Annotated in this window: 17 protein-coding genes; 9 read left to right on the forward strand and 8 right to left on the reverse strand. The window is 38.3% G+C overall.

Features of this window, described 5'->3' with window-relative positions:
- Window positions 1-22 precede the first annotated feature (22 nt).
- The 6 genes from AC2IP4_RS17285 to AC2IP4_RS17310 all read left to right on the forward strand — a co-directional run bounded on the left by AC2IP4_RS17285 (window position 23) and on the right by AC2IP4_RS17310 (window position 8711).
- Complete coding sequence (locus tag AC2IP4_RS17285) at window positions 23-1639, forward strand: EAL domain-containing protein (RefSeq protein WP_486311189.1); 1617 nt, start codon at window positions 23-25, stop codon at window positions 1637-1639.
- A gap of 120 nt (window positions 1640-1759) precedes the next feature.
- A complete protein-coding gene (locus AC2IP4_RS17290; protein WP_486311190.1) occupies window positions 1760-3622 on the forward strand; it encodes a glycosyltransferase family 2 protein in 1863 nt (620 codons plus the stop codon).
- On the forward strand, window positions 3612-4931 hold the full coding sequence (locus AC2IP4_RS17295; RefSeq protein ID WP_486311191.1) for a DUF3131 domain-containing protein: 1320 nt from the start codon (window positions 3612-3614) through the stop codon (window positions 4929-4931). The genes AC2IP4_RS17290 and AC2IP4_RS17295 overlap by 11 nt, the downstream gene beginning before the upstream one ends.
- 24 nt (window positions 4932-4955) lie before the next feature.
- A complete protein-coding gene (locus AC2IP4_RS17300) occupies window positions 4956-6359 on the forward strand; it encodes a DUF3131 domain-containing protein (RefSeq protein WP_375319930.1) in 1404 nt (467 codons plus the stop codon).
- 19 nt (window positions 6360-6378) lie between these two features.
- Entirely contained in the window at window positions 6379-7761 is a 1383-nt protein-coding gene (locus tag AC2IP4_RS17305; protein ID WP_375319929.1) for a DUF3131 domain-containing protein, read from the forward strand.
- The gene (locus tag AC2IP4_RS17310; RefSeq protein ID WP_486311192.1) at window positions 7758-8711 is read left to right on the forward strand and encodes a hypothetical protein; all 954 of its coding nucleotides are present in this window, start codon (window positions 7758-7760) and stop codon (window positions 8709-8711) included. The genes AC2IP4_RS17305 and AC2IP4_RS17310 overlap by 4 nt, the downstream gene beginning before the upstream one ends.
- Before the next feature lie 32 nt (window positions 8712-8743).
- On the opposite strand, the gene AC2IP4_RS17315 is transcribed toward AC2IP4_RS17310, so the two are convergent.
- From AC2IP4_RS17315 to AC2IP4_RS17330, 4 genes are read right to left on the reverse strand one after another with little or no spacing between them, the layout of a single operon-like run.
- Window positions 8744-9184, reverse strand: a complete 441-nt coding sequence (locus tag AC2IP4_RS17315; RefSeq protein ID WP_061004052.1) for an ATP-binding protein — start codon at window positions 9182-9184, stop codon at window positions 8744-8746.
- 19 nt (window positions 9185-9203) lie between these two features.
- Window positions 9204-10349, reverse strand: coding sequence for a nucleotidyltransferase family protein (locus AC2IP4_RS17320; protein ID WP_061029010.1), 1146 nt, complete (start codon window positions 10347-10349; stop codon window positions 9204-9206).
- Window positions 10350-10360: 11 nt separating this feature from the next.
- Window positions 10361-10693, reverse strand: a complete 333-nt coding sequence (locus AC2IP4_RS17325; protein WP_061004056.1) for an STAS domain-containing protein — start codon at window positions 10691-10693, stop codon at window positions 10361-10363.
- On the reverse strand, window positions 10645-11892 hold the full coding sequence (locus AC2IP4_RS17330; protein WP_061004058.1) for a SpoIIE family protein phosphatase: 1248 nt from the start codon (window positions 11890-11892) through the stop codon (window positions 10645-10647). Before AC2IP4_RS17330 ends, AC2IP4_RS17325 begins: the two co-directional genes overlap by 49 nt.
- Window positions 11893-12088: 196 nt before the next feature.
- Between AC2IP4_RS17330 and AC2IP4_RS17335 the strand changes: the two genes are divergently transcribed.
- The 3 genes from AC2IP4_RS17335 (at window position 12089) to AC2IP4_RS17345 (ending at window position 18901) form a co-directional block, all read left to right on the forward strand.
- Window positions 12089-13366 (forward strand): glycosyltransferase family protein, encoded by a 1278-nt coding sequence (locus AC2IP4_RS17335; protein WP_375319927.1) that lies wholly within the window; start codon window positions 12089-12091, stop codon window positions 13364-13366.
- A 160-nt stretch (window positions 13367-13526) separates the two neighbouring features.
- Entirely contained in the window at window positions 13527-14534 is a 1008-nt protein-coding gene (locus tag AC2IP4_RS17340) for a hypothetical protein (RefSeq protein ID WP_486311193.1), read from the forward strand.
- Between the two features lie 134 nt (window positions 14535-14668).
- Complete coding sequence (locus AC2IP4_RS17345; RefSeq protein WP_486311194.1) at window positions 14669-18901, forward strand: beta strand repeat-containing protein; 4233 nt, start codon at window positions 14669-14671, stop codon at window positions 18899-18901.
- 97 nt (window positions 18902-18998) lie between these two features.
- Here the strand turns inward: AC2IP4_RS17345 and AC2IP4_RS17350 are convergent, their stop codons facing one another.
- From AC2IP4_RS17350 to AC2IP4_RS17365, 4 genes are read right to left on the reverse strand one after another with little or no spacing between them, the layout of a single operon-like run.
- Window positions 18999-19757, reverse strand: coding sequence for a hypothetical protein (locus AC2IP4_RS17350; protein WP_375319925.1), 759 nt, complete (start codon window positions 19755-19757; stop codon window positions 18999-19001).
- 13 nt (window positions 19758-19770) lie between these two features.
- The gene (locus AC2IP4_RS17355) at window positions 19771-20013 is read right to left on the reverse strand and encodes a hypothetical protein (protein WP_061036844.1); all 243 of its coding nucleotides are present in this window, start codon (window positions 20011-20013) and stop codon (window positions 19771-19773) included.
- 9 nt (window positions 20014-20022) lie between these two features.
- The gene (locus tag AC2IP4_RS17360; RefSeq protein WP_486311195.1) at window positions 20023-21312 is read right to left on the reverse strand and encodes an HlyD family type I secretion periplasmic adaptor subunit; all 1290 of its coding nucleotides are present in this window, start codon (window positions 21310-21312) and stop codon (window positions 20023-20025) included.
- A 14-nt stretch (window positions 21313-21326) separates the two neighbouring features.
- Window positions 21327-23027, reverse strand: coding sequence for a type I secretion system permease/ATPase (locus tag AC2IP4_RS17365; RefSeq protein ID WP_375319923.1), 1701 nt, complete (start codon window positions 23025-23027; stop codon window positions 21327-21329).
- Window positions 23028-23047 lie beyond the last annotated feature (20 nt).

Here is a 23047-nt window from a genome sequence, read left to right on the forward strand (position 1 = left end):
GTCTAGCATTGAGGAACTCTATATGGATATTAATATAGTTTTTAATGTGTTAACTGTTTTTAATGTGTTAACTGTTTTTAATGTACTAGCACTGATTTATTCTATGTATCTCATCAAGAAAATAGGATTTCATAATGTTAAGCGTATAAAAACATATTTATCAATTGTTTTTATTTTTTATCTTTGTGGCTTTTTATATGTTGAAGGTTATTTTATAAAGCATGGCTTTGTAGAAAACTCTAGTACTGCGGTATTAGTCATGTCTACAATCTCAACACAAGCATTAGTAATGACATTATGGATAATAAGAAGGCTACTTAATCATTTCTTAGTAATAAAGAAAATTAATCATAGTTATGGTATTTTATCTTCAGGAAATAATAAGGTTACTTATACTAAGTCATTATCTAATAAAATTGAACTAGGGGTTCCGTTTAGCTTTATTAAAATTAAAATTAATAATAATAAGAAACTCATTGATACATCAACTGATAAAGTCTTTGGAAAAGTGATATCACATGCTGTTCTTATATTAAAAAAAACATTAAAAAATAAACATTTAGATTTCTTTCATGACAATCGTGAAATTATTATTATTAGCTATTCGACAAGCAAAGATGAACTAATTAATATTTCAACTGAGATGCATGAAGCACTGATGTCCCCGATCTTGATGAATGCGCAGCATTTTCTTTTGCAACCAATTATGGGGTGTGTTATTTCTACTTCGAAAATAAACACTGCAGAAGAGATTGTTAAGCAAGCTGATATTGCTTGTTACAAAGCAAAAAAATTGGGGTTAATTATTGATTTTTATCGCAGTACTTATACTAAATCTATCCATGAAGAAGTTGAAATTTTAAATAAATTAATTTACGCCATTCCTAATAATGAATTTGAGTTACATTATCAGCCTATAGTGAATAGTATTGATAAAACCATTCATGGTTATGAGGCATTGATAAGGTGGCCTCAAGAAGATGGTTCAATGATCCCTCCTGATAAATTTATTAAAATTGCAGAAAATAATAACTATATCAAAGGAATAACGCATTGGGTGATAAACCAAGTAACTCATGATATTGCTGGTTTTAAAAGGGAGAATTTACACCCACAAGTTCATATTAATGTATCTACATTGGATCTTCATGATGATGATCTTTACGATTTACTATTTAGTTTAGTGCGGAGTCAAAAGTTAAAACCATCAGATGTAATTTTAGAGGTGACAGAAAGTGCACTAATGACTGATGTTGATTCTGCTTACCTTATGCTTTCAAAATTATCAGAGCTCGGTTTTTACATTAGTATTGATGATTTTGGTACTGGTTACTCTTCATTATCGCTTCTTAGGATACTTTCATTTAATCAAATCAAAATTGATCAGTCCTTTATACGTAATATGTCTATTGGTAATAGTGATTACGCTATTGTGGCTTCTACTATTTATCTTGCTCATAGTTTGGGTTGCAACGTGGTTGCTGAAGGGGTTGAAGACACTGAGTTGTTTGATGAACTTAAAGAACTTGGCTGTGATTATATTCAAGGGTATTACATCAGTAAGCCAAAAGAATTTATTAAAATGGTTCATTGGTCTCTAAAGCAGGTAGAAAGAGAAAAACAGTTGGTTATCGCATAATTGAAAAAAAGCCTGTTTTAATTACTTTTTTTGCTTTTTTTATCCTAAGTTATTTTTTATGAACACAATGAATTCTAGTGATGGAATTTGATTTTCTCTGTCTCATTTTGGAGTGATTAAATGGATTTTTATTTTAAGAAATTCGAATATCGAAAACCACCAGAGCCAGTTCCTCATAGCCACTCAAGAGAGCTAATGTATCAGTATTTAGCTACGTGTAATTTGACACTTGGTATTTGGTATTTATGGTGGCGTTGGAATTTCGCTCTGAATTATGATGCTTTGTGGTTTTCTTTACCTTTGGCTTTTGCTGAGTCTTGTGCATTTATTGGGTCATTATTGTTTACCTTCAATTTATGGAAAACAAAGGATGAGCCAAAGAGAGAACCGCCACATAAAATCAAAGAATGTGTGTTAGATACCGACGAAGATAGACCGATCAGTGTTGATGTTTTTTTTCCATCCTATGATGAAGAACCTGAATTAGTGAAATTGAGTATTTTAGATGCTCAAAAGGTGACGTACCCTCATGACATTGATATCAATATTTTTATCCTTGATGATGGTAAACGTGAAACGATGGCTGAACTTGCCAAAGAAATGAATATAGGTTATATCACTCGTGAAGGCAATACCGGATTTAAAGCAGGTAACTTACGTAATGCAATGGAGCAAACTTATGGTGATTTCGTTGTTATTTGTGATGCAGATACCCGTCCGTTTTCTACCATTTTAGAGCATACATTAGGTTACTTTAGAGATCCTGATGTTGCTTGGGTTCAGACGCCACAATGGTTTTTTGATATTCCTGAAGGAGAGCGATTACCAGCCTTTTTAACTCGTAAATTTGGTTCGTTTTCAGGGAAAATAGGGAGAGGTATTGAGAAGTTTTATGGTCCAGTTACGTTAGGGGAAGATCCTTTTGTTAATGATCCTCAAATGTTTTACGACGTCATTCAGCGTCGTAGAAATTGGGCAAATGCTTCATTTTGTTGTGGCGCAGGTTCTATTCACCGCCGTGAAGCTGTTATGGAAGCCGCACTTCGTAGTTACAGCGAACAAATAGTAAAAGAACAATCTGAAATAGAAAAACAAATCAGAAAGATGACCAAAGAAAAATCAGTAGATAAAGATGTTTCTGATAATCTAAAGCAAGAGATTTTTATTGATACCGAATTTACTCCTTATAAATTCCACGTATCAGAAGACCTGTATACCTCGTTAGTTCTGCATTCTGATTCAGAAAGGAATTGGCGTTCAGTCATGCATCCTGAAGTTGAAAGTAAAATGTTGTCTCCACAAGACTTACAAACATGGACTGTGCAACGGTTTAAATATTCTGGCGGGTCTATCGATATCTTTATGAATGATAACCCTTTATTTAGGAAAGGGATGAGCTTAAAGCAAAAGCTAATGTATGGTGCGAGCTTTTGGTCGAACTTATCTGCCGTGTGGAACATTATTTTCTTATTATGCCCAATCGTCTATTTCTTAACGAGCATCGCCCCTGTCAGTGCTTATGATGTCACTTTTTATATGCACTTCTTACCTTTTGTTCTTACTGCTGAACTCGCAATGATGGTGGGGACTTGGGGGGTAGCTGGTTACAAAGGGAAGACAAACTTCCTTTCCTTCTTCCCTGTTAATTTTAAAGCACTTTGGACAGTATTAAGAGGGAAGAAAATTAGTTTTCCTACGACACCTAAAGAGAGACAAAACGGAACCTTCTTTAAGCTGGTTATTCCTCAAATGGCGGTATTTGGCTTGAGCTTATTTAGCTTAATTTATGCGTGGACTGGCTACTCAACAGGAACATATGGAAGTTACTCGTTTGGTGGTTTAGTGCTAAATACGTTTTGGATTATTAATAATATGATGGCGATGTGGGGCATGATAGCCTCGGCATTTTGGAATCCAAAACCAAGTGATGATGAACAACAAGAATCAGGACAAGGAAAAGAGGAAGTAGAATATGGAATTTAAAAAAGCCGTTGTGAATGCTCGTCATCATATCGTATTTATTCTTGGATTGGCGACCGCATTATTCATCTCGTTTACGATAGAAACTCGAGAGGCTCCTCAAGTATTAGGTAACATAACCTTTGAAAGTTCTGAGCCGATCCCATTAAAAACGAGCCGTATTTTAACTCAAGAAGAGTATCAATGGGCGAATACTGCTTGGCAATATTTTGAAAACAATTATCAAGAAAATACCGGATTAGTAAATTCAGTAGATGGTTATGAATCAACGACGATGTGGGATACCGCCTCTTACATTATGGGGTTAATCTCGGCAGAGAAACTGAACGTAATCACTGATGATGTCTTTACTATTCGAATGGAAAAGGTGCTACAAACCCTTGCTCGTTTACCTCTAGTAGATAATCGTTTGCCAAATAAAGCTTACAATACCGTTACTTTGGAAATGGTGGATTACAGTAATAAGCCTACACCAGAAGGCATTGGTTGGTCCGCGATTGATATTGGTCGAATTCTTGTTCCGATGAATATTATTGTTTGGCAGTACCCACAATTTAATAAGCAAGTGAACAATGTACTGAATGCATGGCATGTCGGAGATATGATTAAAGAGGGGTATTTATATGGTTCTCGTTTATCAACGTCTTCAGATGGGTTTGAGCTAGTTCAAGAAGGTCGAATCGGTTACGAAGAATACGCTGCTAAATCCATGTCTTTGATGGGACGTGATGTTTTTAATGCGATGAAATATATTGATTATCTTGAATTTAAAACCATCAGTGGGGTAGAGGTTCCAACAGACCTTCGAGACCCCGCAAAATATCATGCTCATAACTACGTAGTGAGTGAGTCTTATATTCTTGATAGTTTAGAGTTTGGTGCGGACAGTGTATCAAAAATATTTGCGCATCGTGTTTACCAAGCTCAAGAGGCTCGCTATAACGACACGGGTATTGTAACTGCGGTAAGTGAGGATAACTTAGATCAGGCCCCTTACTTTGTCTATAACACTGTGTTTTCTGATGGTAAAGAATGGAATGCGATCACTGATACTGGTGAAGATGCATCAGAGTTTAAATCGTTATCTACTAAGGCTGCATTTGGCTGGTATGCCTTGTATAAAACAGAGTATACCGAGATATTAATTCAGGAAGCTCAAACGTTATTCTCTGAAGATAAAGGTTGGTATTCAGGTCGCTATGAACTCACCGGAGAAATTAACAAAGCCATTACTGCAAACACCAATGGTATTGTCTTAGAATCTCTTGCGTATATTGAAAATGGTTCATTATTAAGTGTTGGTGTTAAGTAATAAGCATTGGGAAAGGAGAGCTCTATGCGTTATATCTCAATTGGATTACTGAGTTTATTTATCATTGGCTGTGGTAATAAATACGATCATTTTTCAGAAGATATTGTCGATAAAAAAGACCATTGGACAGTGCCTCAAGCACGCCAAAGTACATTAACAGAAAAAGAAATGGACATGGCGAGAGTCGCTTGGACGTATTTTGAAAATAACTATCAAGAATCAACAGGACTTGTGAATGCGGTAAACAACTACCCATCAGTGACCTGGTGGGATGCTGCGTCTTACCTTGCGGGAATGACGAGTGCGTATGAGCTAGGCATTATCGAGAAAGAAGAGTTCGATATGCGTTTGATTAAGTTTTTGACAACTTTAAACACTCTAGATCTGTTCCGTGGGGAACTGCCAAATAAAGCTTACAATACCCAGAATGCAGCAAAAGTGGATTACGGTAATCAACCGGGGGAAATTGGTTACTCAGCTTTAGATCTAGGGCGTTTACTTATTTGGCTTCATATTTTAAAAAATAGATACCCAGAGTTTGCGACCAGTATTGATTCTGTTGTTCTACGTTGGAATTTTTGTAATGTTGTTGATGAAAACGGCACCATGTTTGGGGCGTTATTCGAGCAAGGAAAACCGGTTCAGTACCTTCAAGAAGGGCGCTTAGGGTACGAAGAATACGCAGCAAAAGGATTCCAATTATGGGGGTTTGATACCTCTCAAGCATCAATGCCTGAGCCATATGGCACGATTAACTTATATGGATATGATGTCCCATATGACACGCGAGACCCTCGCAAATTGAAAGCTCACAGTTATGTGGTAACCGAAAGTTATGTACTTGATGCGATTGAATTAGGTTGGGATCTAACCAGTGACCGTAGTAAGCATGATACGAGTTATTCTAATGGTTGGATGGCTGAATTTGCCTTGAATATTTATCGAGTTCAAGAAGAGCGATACAAGCAAACGGGCATCATTACTGCACGAACAGAGCACCAATTAGCCAGTGCCCCATATTTCGTTTATGACACTATTTATACCGATGGATTTGCTTGGAATACGATTTCTGAAAACGGAGATTTTTTACCGCAATATTCAGCGGTTGCAGTAAAAGGTGCAATGGGAATGTGGGTTCTGTGGGATACGGAATATACTGATTTATTGTTTGATCATATTTCGAACTTATATGATCGAGATAAAGGTTTTTATGAAGGTGTATTTGAAAACGGAACTGGCTTAATTAATACGTTTACCTCTAATAATAATGGTATCACCCTGGAAATTTTACTTTATAAAGAGCAAGGAAAACTCTTAACTTATAAAGATAATGTTCCTCCAAGCCTTTGGGAGAAAGCACTAGAGTCACCCTTTGGTTATGAGGGGCAATGTTTACCACGAAAACCCATGAAACCTTCCCGCTTGTAGTATTGATAAAGGAATATGAATGCTAAAAAGTGTAGTACTGATCTTAATTAGCCTTCTTTTGTCATCTTGTGGTGTGTTGTATAAGGGCGTTCAAGACGGAGTGAGTTCTCTTAATCAATCACAGGCAATACGGCAAGGTCGGTATGGTGATTTAACTGAGGATGAGCTTGAATGGGCTCGCCTGGCTTGGGTGTATGTAGAAAATAATACTCAATTAAAAACAGGCCTTGTAAACAGTATTGATAATTACCCTACTACTAATATGTCAGGAATTGCGGATTATTTATTAGCGTTGACAGCTGCGCGTGAATTTGAATTTATTACTAGTAAAGAGCACGATGAGCGCCTTTCGCTTGTTTTAACTTTTCTCAATGAAATGCCACTCAGTATTGGTCAAATACCGAATAAAGTCTATAGCACCCAAACGGGTCAAATGGTTGATTATGGTAATCAACTTAATGATATTGGCTGGTCTTCTATTGATGTTGGCCGTTTATTGATTGTTCTTGCCATCGTGAAGCAATATAACCCTCAATTTATTGAGTACATTGATAAAGCGGTATTAAAGTGGAACTTCTGCGAACTGGTTAATGAGGACGGTGAATTGTTTGGCGGGACAGTAAATAACGGTAATGTGTTTCGTTATAAAGAAGGCCGTTTAGGTGTTGAGGAGTATACCTCTTATGGCTATTTAGACTGGCAAATTGTACCAGAAAAGGCGATGAGGCTAGATCCTTACAATGTTGCCACCATGTATGGAATCGATTTTTTATTTGATGGACGAGATCCACGCCTATTTGATGTTCTTAGACCTGTTTATAGCACGCCTTATTTACGCTTAGGGTTAGAATTTAATTGGGATGACATTACAGACAGCAGTTCTAGTGATGCAAGTCATAGTAATGAAGTGATGTCTGCAATGGCGGATTCTGTTTATCGAATTCAAGAGGCTCGCTGGGACAATGAGCGTATTTATACCGCGAGAGGTGAGCACATTGTTTCTGGTGATCCTTACTTTGTTTATGATGCTATTTATGCCTTAGGGACACCTTGGATTACCTTATCGGAAGATGGCAGTTCGTATGATGAGTTGGCGTTGGTTTCTACTCGTGTTGCTTTTCAAATGTGGGCACTATGGCGAACAGATTATACCGATAGATTGATGGTCCTTGTCCAAGAATTATATGATCCAGATAGAGGGTGGTATGAGGGACGTTATGAGCTAAACAGCCGCTATGAAAAAAGTATTTCTTTACAGACTAATGCTGGGGTATTAGAGGCGTTATTGTATAAAGCCAATGGTAAACTTTATCAACCAGAGAAGAGTAAAGAGTATAGAGACGTACAGTTTAAATCTCGCTTTTCACATCCTGGTCATTGTTTAGTGGAGACATTCCGATGATGAGATACACATCGATTTCTTTAGCGGTAATGTTATTAAGTTCTCCAGTCTCTTTAGCAAAGGTAGTTGAGATTGACCTTGCTATGTATGGTAAGGGGACAATGTTAGCTAATAGTCCAAGAGAAAGACAATCAGCAGATTATTGGCATCGCTTATCAAACAAAATCATGACGTCTGAATCTAAGCTAGGCGCTCAAAAAATGTGGCAATATGCAGGTTTATCAGAGGCATTAGCCGCGATTGCTGCAAATAAACGTAATGATGTTAAAGCTTATGAATATTGGTCAAACAGCACTCGTTATTTATTAACGGGTGGAACAGAGTGGCCACAGATGCAGAAGTATTTACATCGTCGCTATGAAAATATTAATACTCAATTATCAACTCAACTGACCACTTCTGATGTCGGTGTCTCTTTAGATAATCAATGGCAACAAGAGCTGACCATTTTACAAATATGGGAAGAAAAGTTAGGTGTTTTTACTTTTAAAGGGCCTAAATTAGGATTGAAGTCAGTGGGATCTTCTATCTCTTATAATGCGAGTAATACAATAGAAACCCCCAATTATAATTCAGCACGGGCATCCAAAGCCTCTGAGGGGGGAGGTAAGAAAAAACTGACGGGATTAAGTCGTTCTTTTTCACGAGGGCAGAGTGTGATCCCTGTGCTTAATGAAGAGAAGCAAGACGAAAAAGAGACAAAGGAAAGTATTAAAACAGATCAAGTAATACAATCTTCTTCGGAGAAATCGAACACTGTTGTAATAACTCCAGATGAGGAGTTTGATTATCGAGCAGTAGAAAAAAATAATGAAAAAGAAGACAAGGTTACAAATAAAGCAGTATACAACCCTATCCATAAAGCCAATATCGGTACTGAAGATAAGAATAAAGTTGAAGTATTACAACGAAGAACATTTATTCCCACAGTGACTGAAGAGTCTAAATAAAATTCACTTTAAAGAAAAAGAGAACGCTTAAATTAGTTTAAGCGTTTACCTAGATAAAAAGTGTTCTTTCCATCTTTATTTTCATAGGCAATGGTGTCCATTAGTTGCTCTACAATAATAAACCCACGTCCTGAGGTTAGCCATGTTTCGGGTTTATCTTCTTCTGGCACAATAAAGCTTCTTTCGGTGGATTCCACTAAGACTTCTTGAGGAAGAGACTGACCATAATCTGATACCTCAACTAACAGCATTCTCGGTGTTTGTAAGTATGATTTAACCTCAATGATTGGCCCATCTTGGTTAAGATAGGCATGTTCATAGGCATTATTGACCATCTCGACCAAGCATAACTCTATTTGATTTATCGCGTCTTCTCCAATGTTTAAGGACTCCCAGTAGAGTCGAATATCATTCGATACGACTCGAGATGCCTCAATAGAACTTGAATAGGTGTTTGAAAAAATAGCAGCCACAGTTCCTTCCCTCCTTATGTTACTTTTCCGTTGTGCCGTTAGTGAAGGCTGACATATCCGTTAGAGTGTCATTCATCACGCTTGAAATACATCTCTCACTTATTTCCGAATAAGAGGTGCTGTTTCCTTCTCTATCAATACAGTAATTATTAAAGACGGTTTTTTGATCTAATAACATGAAATCTTTAATATGAATGTAATCATAAATCAATGAATTACGAACAATTGCTTCTGAATCAACGGTACAATTTGGACTAATAACTGTTGGTCCTTCAATCGTCGCCCCATTTTTTATATGACAGCCACTAGAAATAACTACTGGAGGTGTGATATTACAATACTTAAAATCAATTACAGTATTGATGCCTAGCCAAATTCCTGCTTTAACTTGCATTCCAGGAATAGGGTAACCATTCACTTTGCCATTTAATATGTCGTTTGTTACATCCCAAATATCGGTAATGTTACCCACATCAAGCCATTGAAAATCCATATTTACGGCATAAAAAGGAATGTTTTTTTCAACGAGTAATGGGAATAATTCACTACCAATATCATATTCTCCTTCTTTTGGAATGAAGTCGAAAATAGCAGGCTCAAAAATATAAATCCCTGTATTAGCTTGATTCGATAACGCCTCTTCAGCAGGGGGCTTTTCTTGGAAGTTTTTAATTAGCCCATGCTCATCAGAAACGACGATACCGTATTTATGAATGTCTTCATTTAGCACCGCTTTTGTCACAATGGTTGCGATACCTCCCTTTTCTTTATGATGTTTAACCGCTTTGGTGAGGTCTAAATCAATCCAAGCATCACCACAAACCACGACAAAAGTATCATCGAAGAAACCAGAAAACTGTTGGATTTTCTGCATTCCACCCGCAGAGCCTAATGTTTTACTTTTAAATTCGCCATCAATAATCTCACCTTCATAAGAATAAGAAAGCTGAGCATTAAAATGGTGACCATCTCTAAAATAGCCTTCAATTACTTCTGATAAATGACTGGTATTAATAACTATTTTATTGATGTTGTGCTTTGCAAAAAGCTCAATCATGGATTCCATCACCGGTTTACCTAAAATAGGGATCATCGGTTTTGGAATGGTATGGGTAATCGGCTTAACTCTGGTGCCTTTACCTGCGGCTAAAATCATTCCTTTCATAATGGTTCCTTCTATGCTGAAGTTAACATCGCATCCTCAAGGGTTGGATAGTTTGGAATTAAACGATCCATTCGAGTGAGTTTTAATAAATCTTCAACGGGTTTCTGTAGGTTAACGACACTGACTGTTTTGCCTCGGCATAATTTATATACCCCCATAATGGCACCTAAGCCACTGCTATCCATAAATCGGACACTGCCAAGATCAAGAATAAGGTGATCGCCAAATTGGCTTAATAAATCCTCTGCTTCTTTACGAAATTGAGGAGCCAGTTTTGCGTCAAAACGTTCTTCTTTTATCTGAAGAACTGTGCATTTACCTTGGTTGTTAATTTCGTATTGCATGAATCATCCTCTTGTTTAGAATAACCTTTCCACTCAACAGCAAGCACACTGACATCATCTTCAAACGTATCTGATTCTTGCCAGGTTCTTACTCTATTAACGAGCAATTCGGTTTGTAAATGGGTTGGATGGGAGTGAATGTCCATTATGGTTTTTCTGAGCCCATCTTCCGAAAATTGGGTGTTATCTTTTTCTGCTTCTGTAATACCATCCGAATAAAGCCAGATCTTATCGCCTGGATTCAATTGAATGCTTGACGCTTTATATTCAACAAAATCAAAAGCTCCAACCACAAAGTTGTCGTCTCCAATCAGCTCAGCCTGCTCTGTTTGACTGTGGTGCCAAACAAGTGGTGGATGTCCCGCAGAGCAATAATCTACCTCTCCAGTTTTGACATTTAGAACGGCATAAATCATGGTGAAATAAAGTTGGATCTTGTCATCACTGATGTAGAGTTTGTTTAATTTATCAATGACGTCTTCAGGAGGAATAATATTATTGTTAATGTCTTTAACGATAGAAGAGGGACCGCCTACGACGGATAAACTCTGCTGCACGGAGAATGACATTAATGCTGAAGAAACCCCATGTCCTGCAACATCAAATAAGTAGAAAGCAAGATGGTCAGGATCAAGCTGCATATAACCCAACATATCACCTCCAATTTGAGCACTTGGAATTGACATGTAATTAAGCTCAACACCTGTGAAATTGGTTTGGGTTGGGAGTAACTGACGAACTAAATCACCAGCGGCATCAAGATCTTTACGGATGGTTGCGTAAGCCGAATCGAGTTCTTGATTTTTATCCGTAATTTTATTGTGTAACTCTAAGGTTCTAAACCCTGCTTTCACGCGAGCTTCTAATTCTTTAACATCAGTTCCTTTAACAATAAAATCGTCAGCACCAGCGTTGATGCCATCAATGATCGAGCGTTGATCATCTTTACCTGAAAGAAGTACAAAGAAAATATAACGATCAAATTCAAGCTCTTTCAATTTGGTACATAATTCAATGCCATCCATCTCTGGCATTATCCAATCACTGAGTACAAATTGAATGTTTGGGTTTTCAGCCAAGATAGACAAAGCCTCTAAGCCATTTTTGGCTGAAACAATCTGAAAACCACAACGTTTTAATAGGGATGACATAAACAGAAGGCTAACAGGGTCATCGTCTACTACTAAAATGTATTCCATTGAAAATCCTTTTCGTAATTACCCTAAATGTCTTGTGTGTAATTGAATACTTTTATCTAGCCTAGGATATAAAACGTAGGATTCAAGGGAAGGGTATATTAATTTTTATTTTGCTTTTATTTACTGGTTTTCTACCTTCTCTTTCCTATCATTTTTCTAACTGCAATTAAATTTGAAAGAAGAAAAGGGTAGACTTATGGACAGAGAAACCATTTTAAATATTATTTCTAATTCAAATGATTCATTTGATTTGACCTGTGAGAATGATCAAAAAGAATTATTATTTTTGGCAGATAAATTACATTCATTTTCAATGATATCCATTTCTGAATATAAAGAATTCATAGAGTTAGAATTCCCTCCTTTGATGTTTAAGTTGGCGGTTAAATTAGTTGAATCTCGTCGGTTAATTATGGATATATCGACCCCGTTAACTGTCGGTATTGTATTTGCAATGTGGGGGGAACATCATCGATTAAATAAAAAATCGAAGAGAAATCCACATGGTGAGAATTCACTAGAGACTAAAATTGAACAATTAAATTGGATTACGCAAGGGAGTAATGTGCATTGGCATTTGTATCCAATTGATGATGGTTGCCCTAATAACAGCTTTGGTATTGCGCATCGAATTGCACAGAATAGTGAGTCAAATTCACAAGTAAATGTCATGAGATTAGATGATGCAATTCCTACAATTACGGGACCATTAAAGAATTTAGACCATGTTGATGATTCAAAAAAGGGAGGGGCGATTATTCTTGGCTGTCAAAAAGCATTAGATGATGGCATGGATTGTGTTGTCTATACGGATGCCGATAATTCGGTTCACTTAGGTCAAATAGGCTTACTTCTTTCTCCATATATGGAAGGTAATACTCAGGTTATCCTTGGTAATAGAAAACACAAAGACTCCATTCTTGTTAAACAAGAAGAGCGCTGGGGAGTTGGTATTAAAACATTGCGACATATGCAAAGAATGATAGGTAATCAAATTTTTAGTCAAGGAATTAAAGATACACAAGCGGCGTTTAAACTGTATAGCCATAGTGCGTTAGTTGATATTTTAAAGGCGCCAACTGTGTATGATTTTTCGTTTGATACTGATTGGATTCTGGCTGCAATGGAGCAAAATAAATCGATTACTACGGTGCCTTTTGCGTTTATTGATTCGGCGGCAGAATCTGCGTCCATCACGCAAGGGCCAATGACGACTTGGTATACGTTATTAGATGGGTTAGTGAAGGCGGTTAGAGCAAGAAATGCAACACACAGTAACGAAATGGCCGCTATTTTTGATAAAGAGGTTAAATCGTATAAAGATCTTGAGTTGATTATCGATATTTTACCTCCAGAGTTGATGAACGTAGAAGATTATCAATTAGGGGATCCTAAAATAATGTCTCCGAAAGCGCTACAACAATGGTTTGATAAAGCTAAATCAAAGTCAAAAACAGAGCATGCAATGGCTTAGAGGTTTGTTTTTGTAATGATTTCATCCTAAGTTAGTAGAGATAGACAATATGTAAACTTCCTTTTTATTTGGAGGTTTATTTTATCTCTTTAATTCTGTATTTATAAATAAGGGATTTTTAGAGTTTGAGTGGCTTATCTATGGATGGATGAATGCCTTTATGAAGAATGCAATAAAACAAATAATTAGGATTATCATTAGTTTATTTGCTTGTGTGTGTTTCTCATCATGGGCAATAGCAAATGAGTATCTATCTAATAGCGCTAAACATAAAAGTGCACCGACATCTCCTAACATTACTTCTCCAAGAAATACAGCAGAGCCAGATGACAAGCCTTCAGAAGGTGAGCATATTTGGAATGGGGTGCAAAGCTCATTCTATTTTCCGATTGAACAATGGAATGATGAGCAAGGATTCTTCCACGGTTTAAGTGGCAATGTAGGCTACAACTACCCCTTGCTTGAAACTCCTGAAGCGAATATTCCGGCGGATGCTACCTCTGGTCCAAGTAATACCAATCAAACAGTAACCCTTTCTTTAAAGTACAGTATTTTAGGCAGTTGGTTTATTTCTGGTACGGCATATTATTATATAGACCAAGATCAGCAGCAAGCGTGGAACCCAGATTTTACTTATGTCTTTGGCTACAGTGATTGGCGTCCATACACGTTAAGTTTAGTTTATGCGAATTATGGAGGAAACCGGTTTAGTCCTGATGAGGGAGAGTCGGTCACTAATTTTAACCAAGGAACGTGGTCTTTAGGTTGGAAATTCCCGATAGTTGAACCTGTGGTTGATTGGTTTACATTTACTGAAGAGGGCAGCATCGGTTGCCAAGTCGATTTTAATTATACTCATGAATACTTCAATTTAGATACCTCTGAATATTTAAATGGGCATAAGACTATTTCGCTCGGGTGTAAGTATTCTATTTTTGGAAATTGGTATATTAACGGTACTGCTTTTTATTATTTAGATAAAAATCAACAACAACCATGGAATCCAGATTATACCTATGGATTTGGTTATTTCGATTGGCATCCGGGAACTATTACTCTTCAATATAATAATTATTCAGGAAATCGTTGGAATTCATCAGATAGATCTGAAGGAACGGGGAGATTTATTGATGGTGCTATTTCTCTGTCTTATTCATTCACCTTTTAAACTTATTAACTTTTATTATCTCTCTCTGGATATCCTATTATTTGTTCCTATTCTAGTATTACACCATTACTTAAATGGTCGCTTATTTTTCATTACTAATTAATGTAATTGTTATTAATAATAGAGAGGTCCAAATGGAAGGAACCAAATATAATGATTCCATCATAGGTACATCAGAAGATGATAATGTGAATGCACAATCTGGTAGCGATCATGTTGAAGGATTAGCAGGTAATGATCACGTCGCAGGGGGAGAAGGCAGTGATGTTATTTCTGGTGGCGAAGGACAAGATGTTATCTTCGGAGATGTTGAACAAACATCGGTAACTGACGCATCAGATAATGCTGAAACCAATTCAACGAATGACAGTTGGGGAACCTCTCAATCCGTCTATCAATTTACCTCAGACGAAGAAGATGCTCCTGCTGAAGAAGCCAGTCATGGTGCTCGATTGGGTAATTATTTGGTGGATGATATCGGTAATATCACGACAAAATTTACCCTAAACACGGTGTTAACCACCGTTACTGTTGAATTAACCGATCAAAATGGCAATGTCATTAAAACCGTTCAAGCTCCTGTTGATGAAAATGGCAATATCGATATAGACATTAGTTTTACCGCAAATGAAATTGCTGATGATCAAGTTGTTAATTTTGTTTTGAAAGATCCCTCAGGCTCTCCAATTACAGATATTGAATCGGTTGAATTTATTGCCCATAACATCTATGACGACCGTATTGATGGCGGAGAAGGCGATGATGTTATTTTTGGACAGCAAGGGGCTGATTTACTGATTGGTGGTGCCGGTAATGATTTTCTGGATGGAGATATCAACGATGATCGCTTATACGGCGGAGAAGGTGATGATGTTCTGATTGGCGGTAATGGAGATGATGAACTTCATGGAGGTGATGGATCCGACACCTTATTAGGCAGTGATGGTGATGATACGCTTTTTGGCAACGCAGGTAACGACATTCTTCTTGGTGAATTAGGAAATGATCGGATTGAAGGTGGTGATGGCAATGACATCATTATCGGTGATGATGGAGATGATGTTTTATATGGTGACGCTGGAGATGACTTATTGCTTGGTGGGGCTGGTGTCGATCAACTCTATGGCGGTGAAGGAAACGATGAACTGCAAGGTGATGCAGGAAACGATGTAATTCAAGGTGGTGCAGGGGATGACTTTGTCCTTGGTGGCGCAGGTGATGATGTAATTTCAGGCCAAGATGATAATGATTTATTACTTGGTGGTGACGGTAATGATCAACTGTCAGGTGATGCGGGTAATGACCTGTTATTTGGTGAGTTAGGTGATGATACGATCATTGGCGGTTTAGGCGATGATGGCCTTTATGGTGATGATGGTGATGACCATCTCATCGGTGGCGAAGGGAACGATCAACTTTTTGGTGGGCAGGGAACCGATATTTTAGAAGGTGGATCCGGAGACGATGTTCTTCATGCTAATGAAGGGGATGACATTATTAATTCTGGTTCAGGGGATGATTTCATTTACGCTGGTAGTGGTAATGATGTGATTGATTCAGGTGAAGGGAATGACACGGTATTCGGTGAAACAGGCGATAACTCCATCGTCTCGGGTGATGGTAATGACACAATTTATACTGACTATGGCAACGATGTTATCGACTCTGGTACGGGTGATGACCTCATTTTTTCTGGTTCTGGCGCTAATCAGATCGCTACGGGTGAAGGAAGTGATGTGGTCTATGCCGATGCGGGTAGTGATACCATTGATACTGGTTCTGGTCACGATACTGTGTATGCGGGTGATGGGGATAATAACGTTGTAGGTGGTGCTGGTGATGACCAGATTTTCTCGGGTTCAGGGATAGATATAATTCAAGCTGGTGATGGTGATGATGCTATTTTTTCTGGAGGCTCAGCAGATATTATTTATGCAGGCTCTGGGAATGATGCGGTTTATGCCGGTTCAGGCGATGATATTGTTTATGGTGAAGAAGGCAGTAACCGTTTAGTTGGTGAAGGCGGAAATGACACTTTATACGCCGGTGATAATGGCAGTGTATTAATTGGTGGGCAAGGTAACGATCAACTGGTTGGTTCGGCTGAAAATGACGAATTGCATGGTGGCGGAAATGACGACCATATTACTGCTGGTCTAGGTGATGATGTTCTGGATGGTGGATCTGGTAACGATACACTTGATGGCGGAATTGGCAATGACAACCTATTTGGTGGTGATGGTGACGATAATCTTGTTGGTGGTGAAGGATATGATTATCTTGATGGTGGTGCCGGTAATGATACGCTCGTCGATGATGGGCAAGATACGTTAATTGGTGGTAGCGGTAACGATACACTTACAGCAGCAGCAACGGGCAGTCATCAGTTATATGGTGGCTCTGGCGATGATACTTTAGTTGGTAGCGCGGCTAGTGATACCTTATATGGCGGTGAAGGTGCCGATGTCATTCAAGGCGGTGAAGGCGATAATGTTTTATTTTCTGGTGATGGAGTTGATACTGTAACTGCAGGCTCTGGCAATGATATTGTTTATGGTGAAGCCGGAACAAATACCATTGATTTGGGTGAAGGGACAAATACCTTATTTGGTGGTAGTGGATCAGACAACACAACATCAGGCAGTGGCGATGACACATTATACGGTGGCGAAGGTAACGATATGTTAGCTGCGGGTAGTGGTGTTGATTATCTTGATGGTGGTAAAGGTGCTGATTTACTTCAAGGGCAAGAAGGTGATGATATTCTTGTTGGTGGAGAAGGTAACGACACTTTAGAAGGTGGTTCGGGCGAAGATAAACTCTTTGCAGGTGCAGGTAACGACAGTTTGTCTGGTGGTGATGGCCAAGATGAGTTACACGCGGAATTGGGTAACAATATTCTTTATGGGAATAATGACAATGACATTTTGTATGGTGGTTCAGGTGACGACTCCTTATTTGGTGATGCCGGTAATGACCGTTTAGAAGCCCTTAGCGGTAACAATGCTCTTGATGGTGGTGAAGGTGATGATAACCTTAAATCAGGTTCAGGTAATGATGCCTTAGTTGGTGGATTAGGTTCTGATGTGCTTGATGCCGGAGAGGGTATTAATACATTGGATGGTGGAGAAGGTAACGACACACTAACCTCAGGTTCTGGCAATGATACCTTACTCGGTGGTATCGGTAATGATTCTTTATTTACCTCTGGAGGTGACAACCAACTGTCTGGTGGTGAAGGCGCTGATAGAATTGAATCAGGCGCGGGTAACGATGTACTGCAAGGTGATAGTGGTAATGACACCTTGATTTCAGGATCGGGGAATGATCAGCTCTTTGGTGGTGAAGATAACGATAAACTGTATGGTGGCTCAGGGGCAGATACTCTTGATGGTGGCGTTGGTGATGACCGATTGTTTGGTCAAAATGACAATGATCAACTGTATGGAAACTCGGGTAATGACTATATATCAGCCGGCTCTGGTGATGATGTCGCTTATGGTGGCGAGGGCAACGACACCTTAAAAGGAGACAGCGGAAACGATGTGCTGTGGGGAGAGGATGGTAATGACTCACTTCAAGGCGGCTCTGGTGAGGATATTCTTTATGGCCAAGAAGGTAATGATAATTTATCTGGCGGTAACAATGCTGATGCTCTCTATGGTGATCTTGGTGACGATACGTTATTAGGTGGTTCAGGTGATGATAATCTGTCTGGTGGTGAAGGTAATGATTCACTGTCAGGTGGAAACGATGATGATTACCTAGACGGCGGTGCTGGTAACGATATATTTGATGGTGGCTCTGGCAGCGACTTAATCTTTGGTCAGGAAGGTAACGATACTCTTGATGGTGGTTCTGGTAGCGATCAACTGTTCGCAGGTGCTGGTAATGATACGCTTGTTTTTGACCAAGATGATATTGATGCAACAGATGGGGCAACCGTTCATTTTAGTGGCGGTGAAGGCTTTGATGTCATGGTTGTAGGCAATGATGGTCAAGACAGTATTATTGATATGACACAAACCGCATATCAAGAGATTGAAGGGGTGGTTGTTAATACGTCAAATACTGAGTTAAAAATAGCGCTAGATAAAATATTGGTGAATGACAGCGCAGGAGAAGCTAATGGTCAGTTTGTGTGTTCAGGTGTTGAAACTTTAAATATAGATGGTTCTCACTGGCAGCTCACGGGTAATACTGCAATGATGGACAGTGGCTTAAAAGACACTTATGAAGCCAGTAATATTGATACCAGTAACTTAAATGGTTATACGTTTGCAAACAGTGCAGGGGATGAAGTCACCATATGGAGTGATTGTGATGAAGACCAAATCACGATTGCAGATCCTAATGATATTGCATAAATAGCCACTTTCGATGCTGAAATAAAACATCCTTAAAATAAAATGCCGAATAGAAATGTTCGGCATTTTTTGTCGTTCTTTTATTTGTTTTTAATGGCTAATCATCTAAACAAAGTTTACGGTTTTGTGCCGTAATTGACGTGTCATTAGCAATCACAAAATGATAATAATTTGAATCCATCTTGTTTTTCTGTAAATAAGTTCTAATGTGGTTCAGGGTACTTTTAGCCTCGTTATAACGGTATAAGTAGTCTTTATCACATTGGTTTTCAACGCTTAAATCAACTTGGTAAGCATTAAATTTTTTCATTAATTCTTCTACTCGCTCTTCATCAATCGCTTTTTGAGCGGCTGCGGAGGTGGTTTTTTCTGGTGGTGGGGTATTTTTTAATTTCTCTAATTCTACACGTTGTTGTTCTAGCTCACTTTCTTGAGATTGTAAGGCGAGGCGATCTTTTTCTAACTGAGCATTTAATTTCTTTTGTTCATTGGCTAACCGTGATTTTAAGTTTTTATTGTAACTTGATTTATAACGAGCCAACTTACGTCGCTCTGTTGTTAACTGTTCTTGTAGTTGGCTGATGGTGAAGTTTTTTTCCACCAAGGTTTCGCTGGTGATACTTAAATCTCGATGTAGGGTGTCATTCTTTGATTGAAGCTCAATGATTATTTGGTCGTAATCCGTTAACGAACTTGATAGTAATTGCTCTGCGATGAGTTCATCGGTTAATCGTTGAATCATTTCATTCTTATTATTAATCGATGAACTTAAAGATAGTAGAGTCATACCACTTATAAACAGACAGGCGATAAGGAACATCAGAAAAATTTGAAGTTTTTTGGTGTGCTTGGTCATAAAATGGTCTCTATCAAACTAAAGTATGCAGTACTTTTGCATCACAATGTGGGCAAAAATAAGAATGCTTATGAATTAAGGTTTGGCAGTGTGGGCAAGGTAATTTAACGCGGTTTTTACTTAATAAAATAAGACATAAACCAACAGGTCCTAGAACGTACCCAAGCAAAATTCCAGCAATGAAATTGCCTTTTCGATAGCCAATAAAAGCAGTTAAGGCAAAGAAGAAGAAATAAAAACTGAGCCAAAAAATCATGATATGTCCTTATTGTTCGCGAAATGCTTTGTAATATGAATTAAACAGAGGCGCAGTGAGGTAATCCCAAAGTGTTCGTTTTTCTAATAAAATTAAAACGTCAGTAGGCATTCCAGGGTAAAGCTCTACGTTTGAGAGCTTGGTTATCTCTTCTTGAAGTAGCTGAACCTTTACTAAATAACCGTTCTCTTTTTCATCTTTTTTATTTAACCGGTCAGCGGCAACATAAATCACCGTTCCTGTAATTGGGGGTGTTTTTCGGATGTTATAAGCATTTAGCCTCACTTTAGCCGTTTGTCCGGTTCTTACTACATCAATGTCTTCCGGTTTAACAATGGCTTGCACGATGAGCTGTTCGTTGTTTGGTACTATCTCCATAATAATGTCACCCGGGTTTACCACGCCACCAATACTGTGGACATTTAAGCCGACAATGGTTCCTGTGTGTTCACTTCTTACTTTTATTCGAGAGCGAACATCGAGAGCTGTTTTTAAAGCTTGATTTGTATCTAACCATTCTTTTTCTAATTGTGTTGATTGAGAAGAAAGAGATTGTTTTAACTCAATGTCTTTGGCTTCAAAATCTTGTTTAAGTGACGTGAGTTGTCGGGTTGATACATTTATTTTGGTTTGTAACTCTTCACGCTGAGACTCAATACTGGCTTGATGACGCTGTACTTCAAACATTTTAGTTTGAGATACATATCCCTTTTTAACTAAGCCCTTCATCATGCTGATTTCTTTATTGACTAGTTGAAGCTGACGTTTAATAGATTTTAATTGAGATTTCGAACCTCGAATTTGCTCCGTTAGTTGCTCTTTATTTTGAGTATATTGGTTAGTTCTCAGCTCGTTACGTAATAAAAACTGTTGAAATTGAAGCGTCTGGTTATTCAAAATATTCATAACGTCTGCACTGTTGGTTTCATTATGATATTCCTCGCTCCATGACACCGTGTCATTATCAGTTAACTCTGCTTGCAGTCGTTCAATAGTGGCTTTTAAAGAAATAGAACGCAGCATTAATCGATAATAATCAGAATCGGCTTTGGTGTTAGCAAGTTCAATGAGAAGGTCGCCTTTTTCAACGTGTTGTCCTTCCGTGATATAGATTTCCTTAACCCAACCACCTTGTAGATGTTGGATTTTTTTACGCTGTGATTCCACAATTAAAGAGCCGTTTGCGATAGATGCAGAGCTTAGTTGTGCTGTTGTCGCCCACCAAATAAATCCACCAACAGTCAGTAGAATAAACACAGAGCAAAGAACAATAAGGCGCGATGTATTAAATTGAGTCATAAAATCATCCTTGCTCAAGCGGGTTGTGGAACGGGGGTAGAGTTAGCGCTATCAATCGCCGACATGTCTTCTAAGAACAGTTTTGATGGCCCTGCTTTTTGAACTTGGCCGTCTTTTAATGAAATTACCCAATCCATTTGACGTAAAAATCCCGGACGATGACTGATCATGATGACTGTTATTTTCTTTTCTTTGCAGTATTGAAGAACAATGGCTAACGCGATTTCCCCTTCGGGATCGAGATTTGAATTGGGTTCATCGAGAACAAGAATAGAAGGGTTAGAAAATACCGCTCTGGCTAAGGCGATGCGTTGCTTTTGTCCACCAGAGAGTTGGGAGCTGCCTCCTTCCTCTAAGTATGTATCGTAACCTTGAGGGAGGGAGATAATTAGTTCATGGATACAAGTTAAGCGAGCGGCAGCAATAATGTCTCTATCTGGAGCATTGGTGAAGCGGCAAATATTTTCAGCAATCGTTCCCGATAATAAAGCCACTTGCTGTGGTAAATACCCAATATGTTGGCCAAACTGCTTTTCAGGCCAGAGGTGAATGGCTGCACCGTCTATTTTTATAGAACCGACGCTAGGTGTGTGGATCCCCATTAATAAAGAAACTAAGGTTGATTTGCCAGAACCTGAATTCCCCAAAATAGCGAGTGCATTTCCATGACCTAATTTGAAGTTGATGTTTTGCAAAACAGGTTCTTTTTTATGTGGAAGCTTTAACCCGACATTTTGAAAAATAATGTCGCCCTTAGGGTTTGGAAGTGCGGTTTTAGCTGCGTTTTCTTCAAGAAAAGAAAAATATTTAAGTCGTTGGTAAGCTCTAAATGCGCTATACCATGATTTCCAGCCATTCACGGCTTGCTCAAAAGGGGATAATACTCGACCCATGATAATGGAACTGGCGATAATAGCTCCTGTTCCAATGTCTTGTTGCAGCGCTAGCATAACACCAACCGTTAAAATCAAGACTTGTAAAATAGTTCGAAAATAACGGCTGATAGCAAGTAGTTGTCCGATACGAGAGTTCACTACCCATTGTAAATTTAGCATCTTGTGATTTTTTTTATTCCAATAATTCCCAATGCTCTCAGACATTCCCATCGCCTTTAGTGTCGATGCATTGCGAAGGTAATCGTTTAATTCTAATGTGGTTTTTGTCGCGACCTTATTACTTTCTATCGTTGATTCTTTCGCTGAATGCATCATCACAACCGCTAAAATAATAAAAATAACGCAACCAGATAAGGTGATTAAGCCAATAGCAGGATGGAGCATAAATAAAATGCCAAGGAAAAGAGGGATCCACGGCATATCAAAAATAGCAGAGCTAGAAGGGGATAATAAAAAGCGTCTTATCTCAGACAGATCTTGCAGCCCTTGTTTATTAATGTTTTTTGACATGGCTGATTGTCGAATGCTTTCGGATAACATGATAGAGCTGATTGAAACATCGAGTTTTAATCCTGAACGTTGCAACAAGGCGATACGAAAATATTCAATCACAGATTGTGCAGTTAATAAAAAAACGGCAATGAACAACAAAGCATAAAGAGTATCTAGGCTAGAGCTGCCAAGCACTCGGTCAAAAAGTTGTAAACTGTAAATAGGTAACGTAAGAACCAAAAAATTAATAGCACAGCTAAATAACAACGCGAAAGAGATGTCTTTCTTGGTGTCTGATAGTGATTCTTTCAGTTTATCCTTAAACAAAAGCACACCTCGGTATTAAG

Source organism: Aliivibrio thorii (assembly GCF_057368585.1).

Bases quoted from the DNA above. Each gene is read 5' to 3' on its own strand.
- AC2IP4_RS17285 (WP_486311189.1), top strand. From the start codon at position 23: ATGGATATTAATATAGTTTTTAATGTGTTAACTGTTTTTAATGTGTTA.
- AC2IP4_RS17290 (WP_486311190.1), top strand. From the start codon at position 1,760: ATGGATTTTTATTTTAAGAAATTCGAATATCGAAAACCACCAGAGCCA.
- AC2IP4_RS17295 (WP_486311191.1), top strand. From the start codon at position 3,612: ATGGAATTTAAAAAAGCCGTTGTGAATGCTCGTCATCATATCGTATTT.
- AC2IP4_RS17300 (WP_375319930.1), top strand. From the start codon at position 4,956: ATGCGTTATATCTCAATTGGATTACTGAGTTTATTTATCATTGGCTGT.
- AC2IP4_RS17305 (WP_375319929.1), top strand. From the start codon at position 6,379: ATGCTAAAAAGTGTAGTACTGATCTTAATTAGCCTTCTTTTGTCATCT.
- AC2IP4_RS17310 (WP_486311192.1), top strand. From the start codon at position 7,758: ATGATGAGATACACATCGATTTCTTTAGCGGTAATGTTATTAAGTTCT.
- AC2IP4_RS17320 (WP_061029010.1), bottom strand. From the start codon at position 10,349: ATGAAAGGAATGATTTTAGCCGCAGGTAAAGGCACCAGAGTTAAGCCG.
- AC2IP4_RS17325 (WP_061004056.1), bottom strand. From the start codon at position 10,693: ATGCAATACGAAATTAACAACCAAGGTAAATGCACAGTTCTTCAGATA.
- AC2IP4_RS17330 (WP_061004058.1), bottom strand. From the start codon at position 11,892: ATGGAATACATTTTAGTAGTAGACGATGACCCTGTTAGCCTTCTGTTT.
- AC2IP4_RS17335 (WP_375319927.1), top strand. From the start codon at position 12,089: ATGGACAGAGAAACCATTTTAAATATTATTTCTAATTCAAATGATTCA.
- AC2IP4_RS17340 (WP_486311193.1), top strand. From the start codon at position 13,527: ATGAAGAATGCAATAAAACAAATAATTAGGATTATCATTAGTTTATTT.
- AC2IP4_RS17345 (WP_486311194.1), top strand. From the start codon at position 14,669: ATGGAAGGAACCAAATATAATGATTCCATCATAGGTACATCAGAAGAT.
- AC2IP4_RS17350 (WP_375319925.1), bottom strand. From the start codon at position 19,757: ATGACCAAGCACACCAAAAAACTTCAAATTTTTCTGATGTTCCTTATC.
- AC2IP4_RS17355 (WP_061036844.1), bottom strand. From the start codon at position 20,013: ATGATTTTTTGGCTCAGTTTTTATTTCTTCTTCTTTGCCTTAACTGCT.
- AC2IP4_RS17360 (WP_486311195.1), bottom strand. From the start codon at position 21,312: ATGACTCAATTTAATACATCGCGCCTTATTGTTCTTTGCTCTGTGTTT.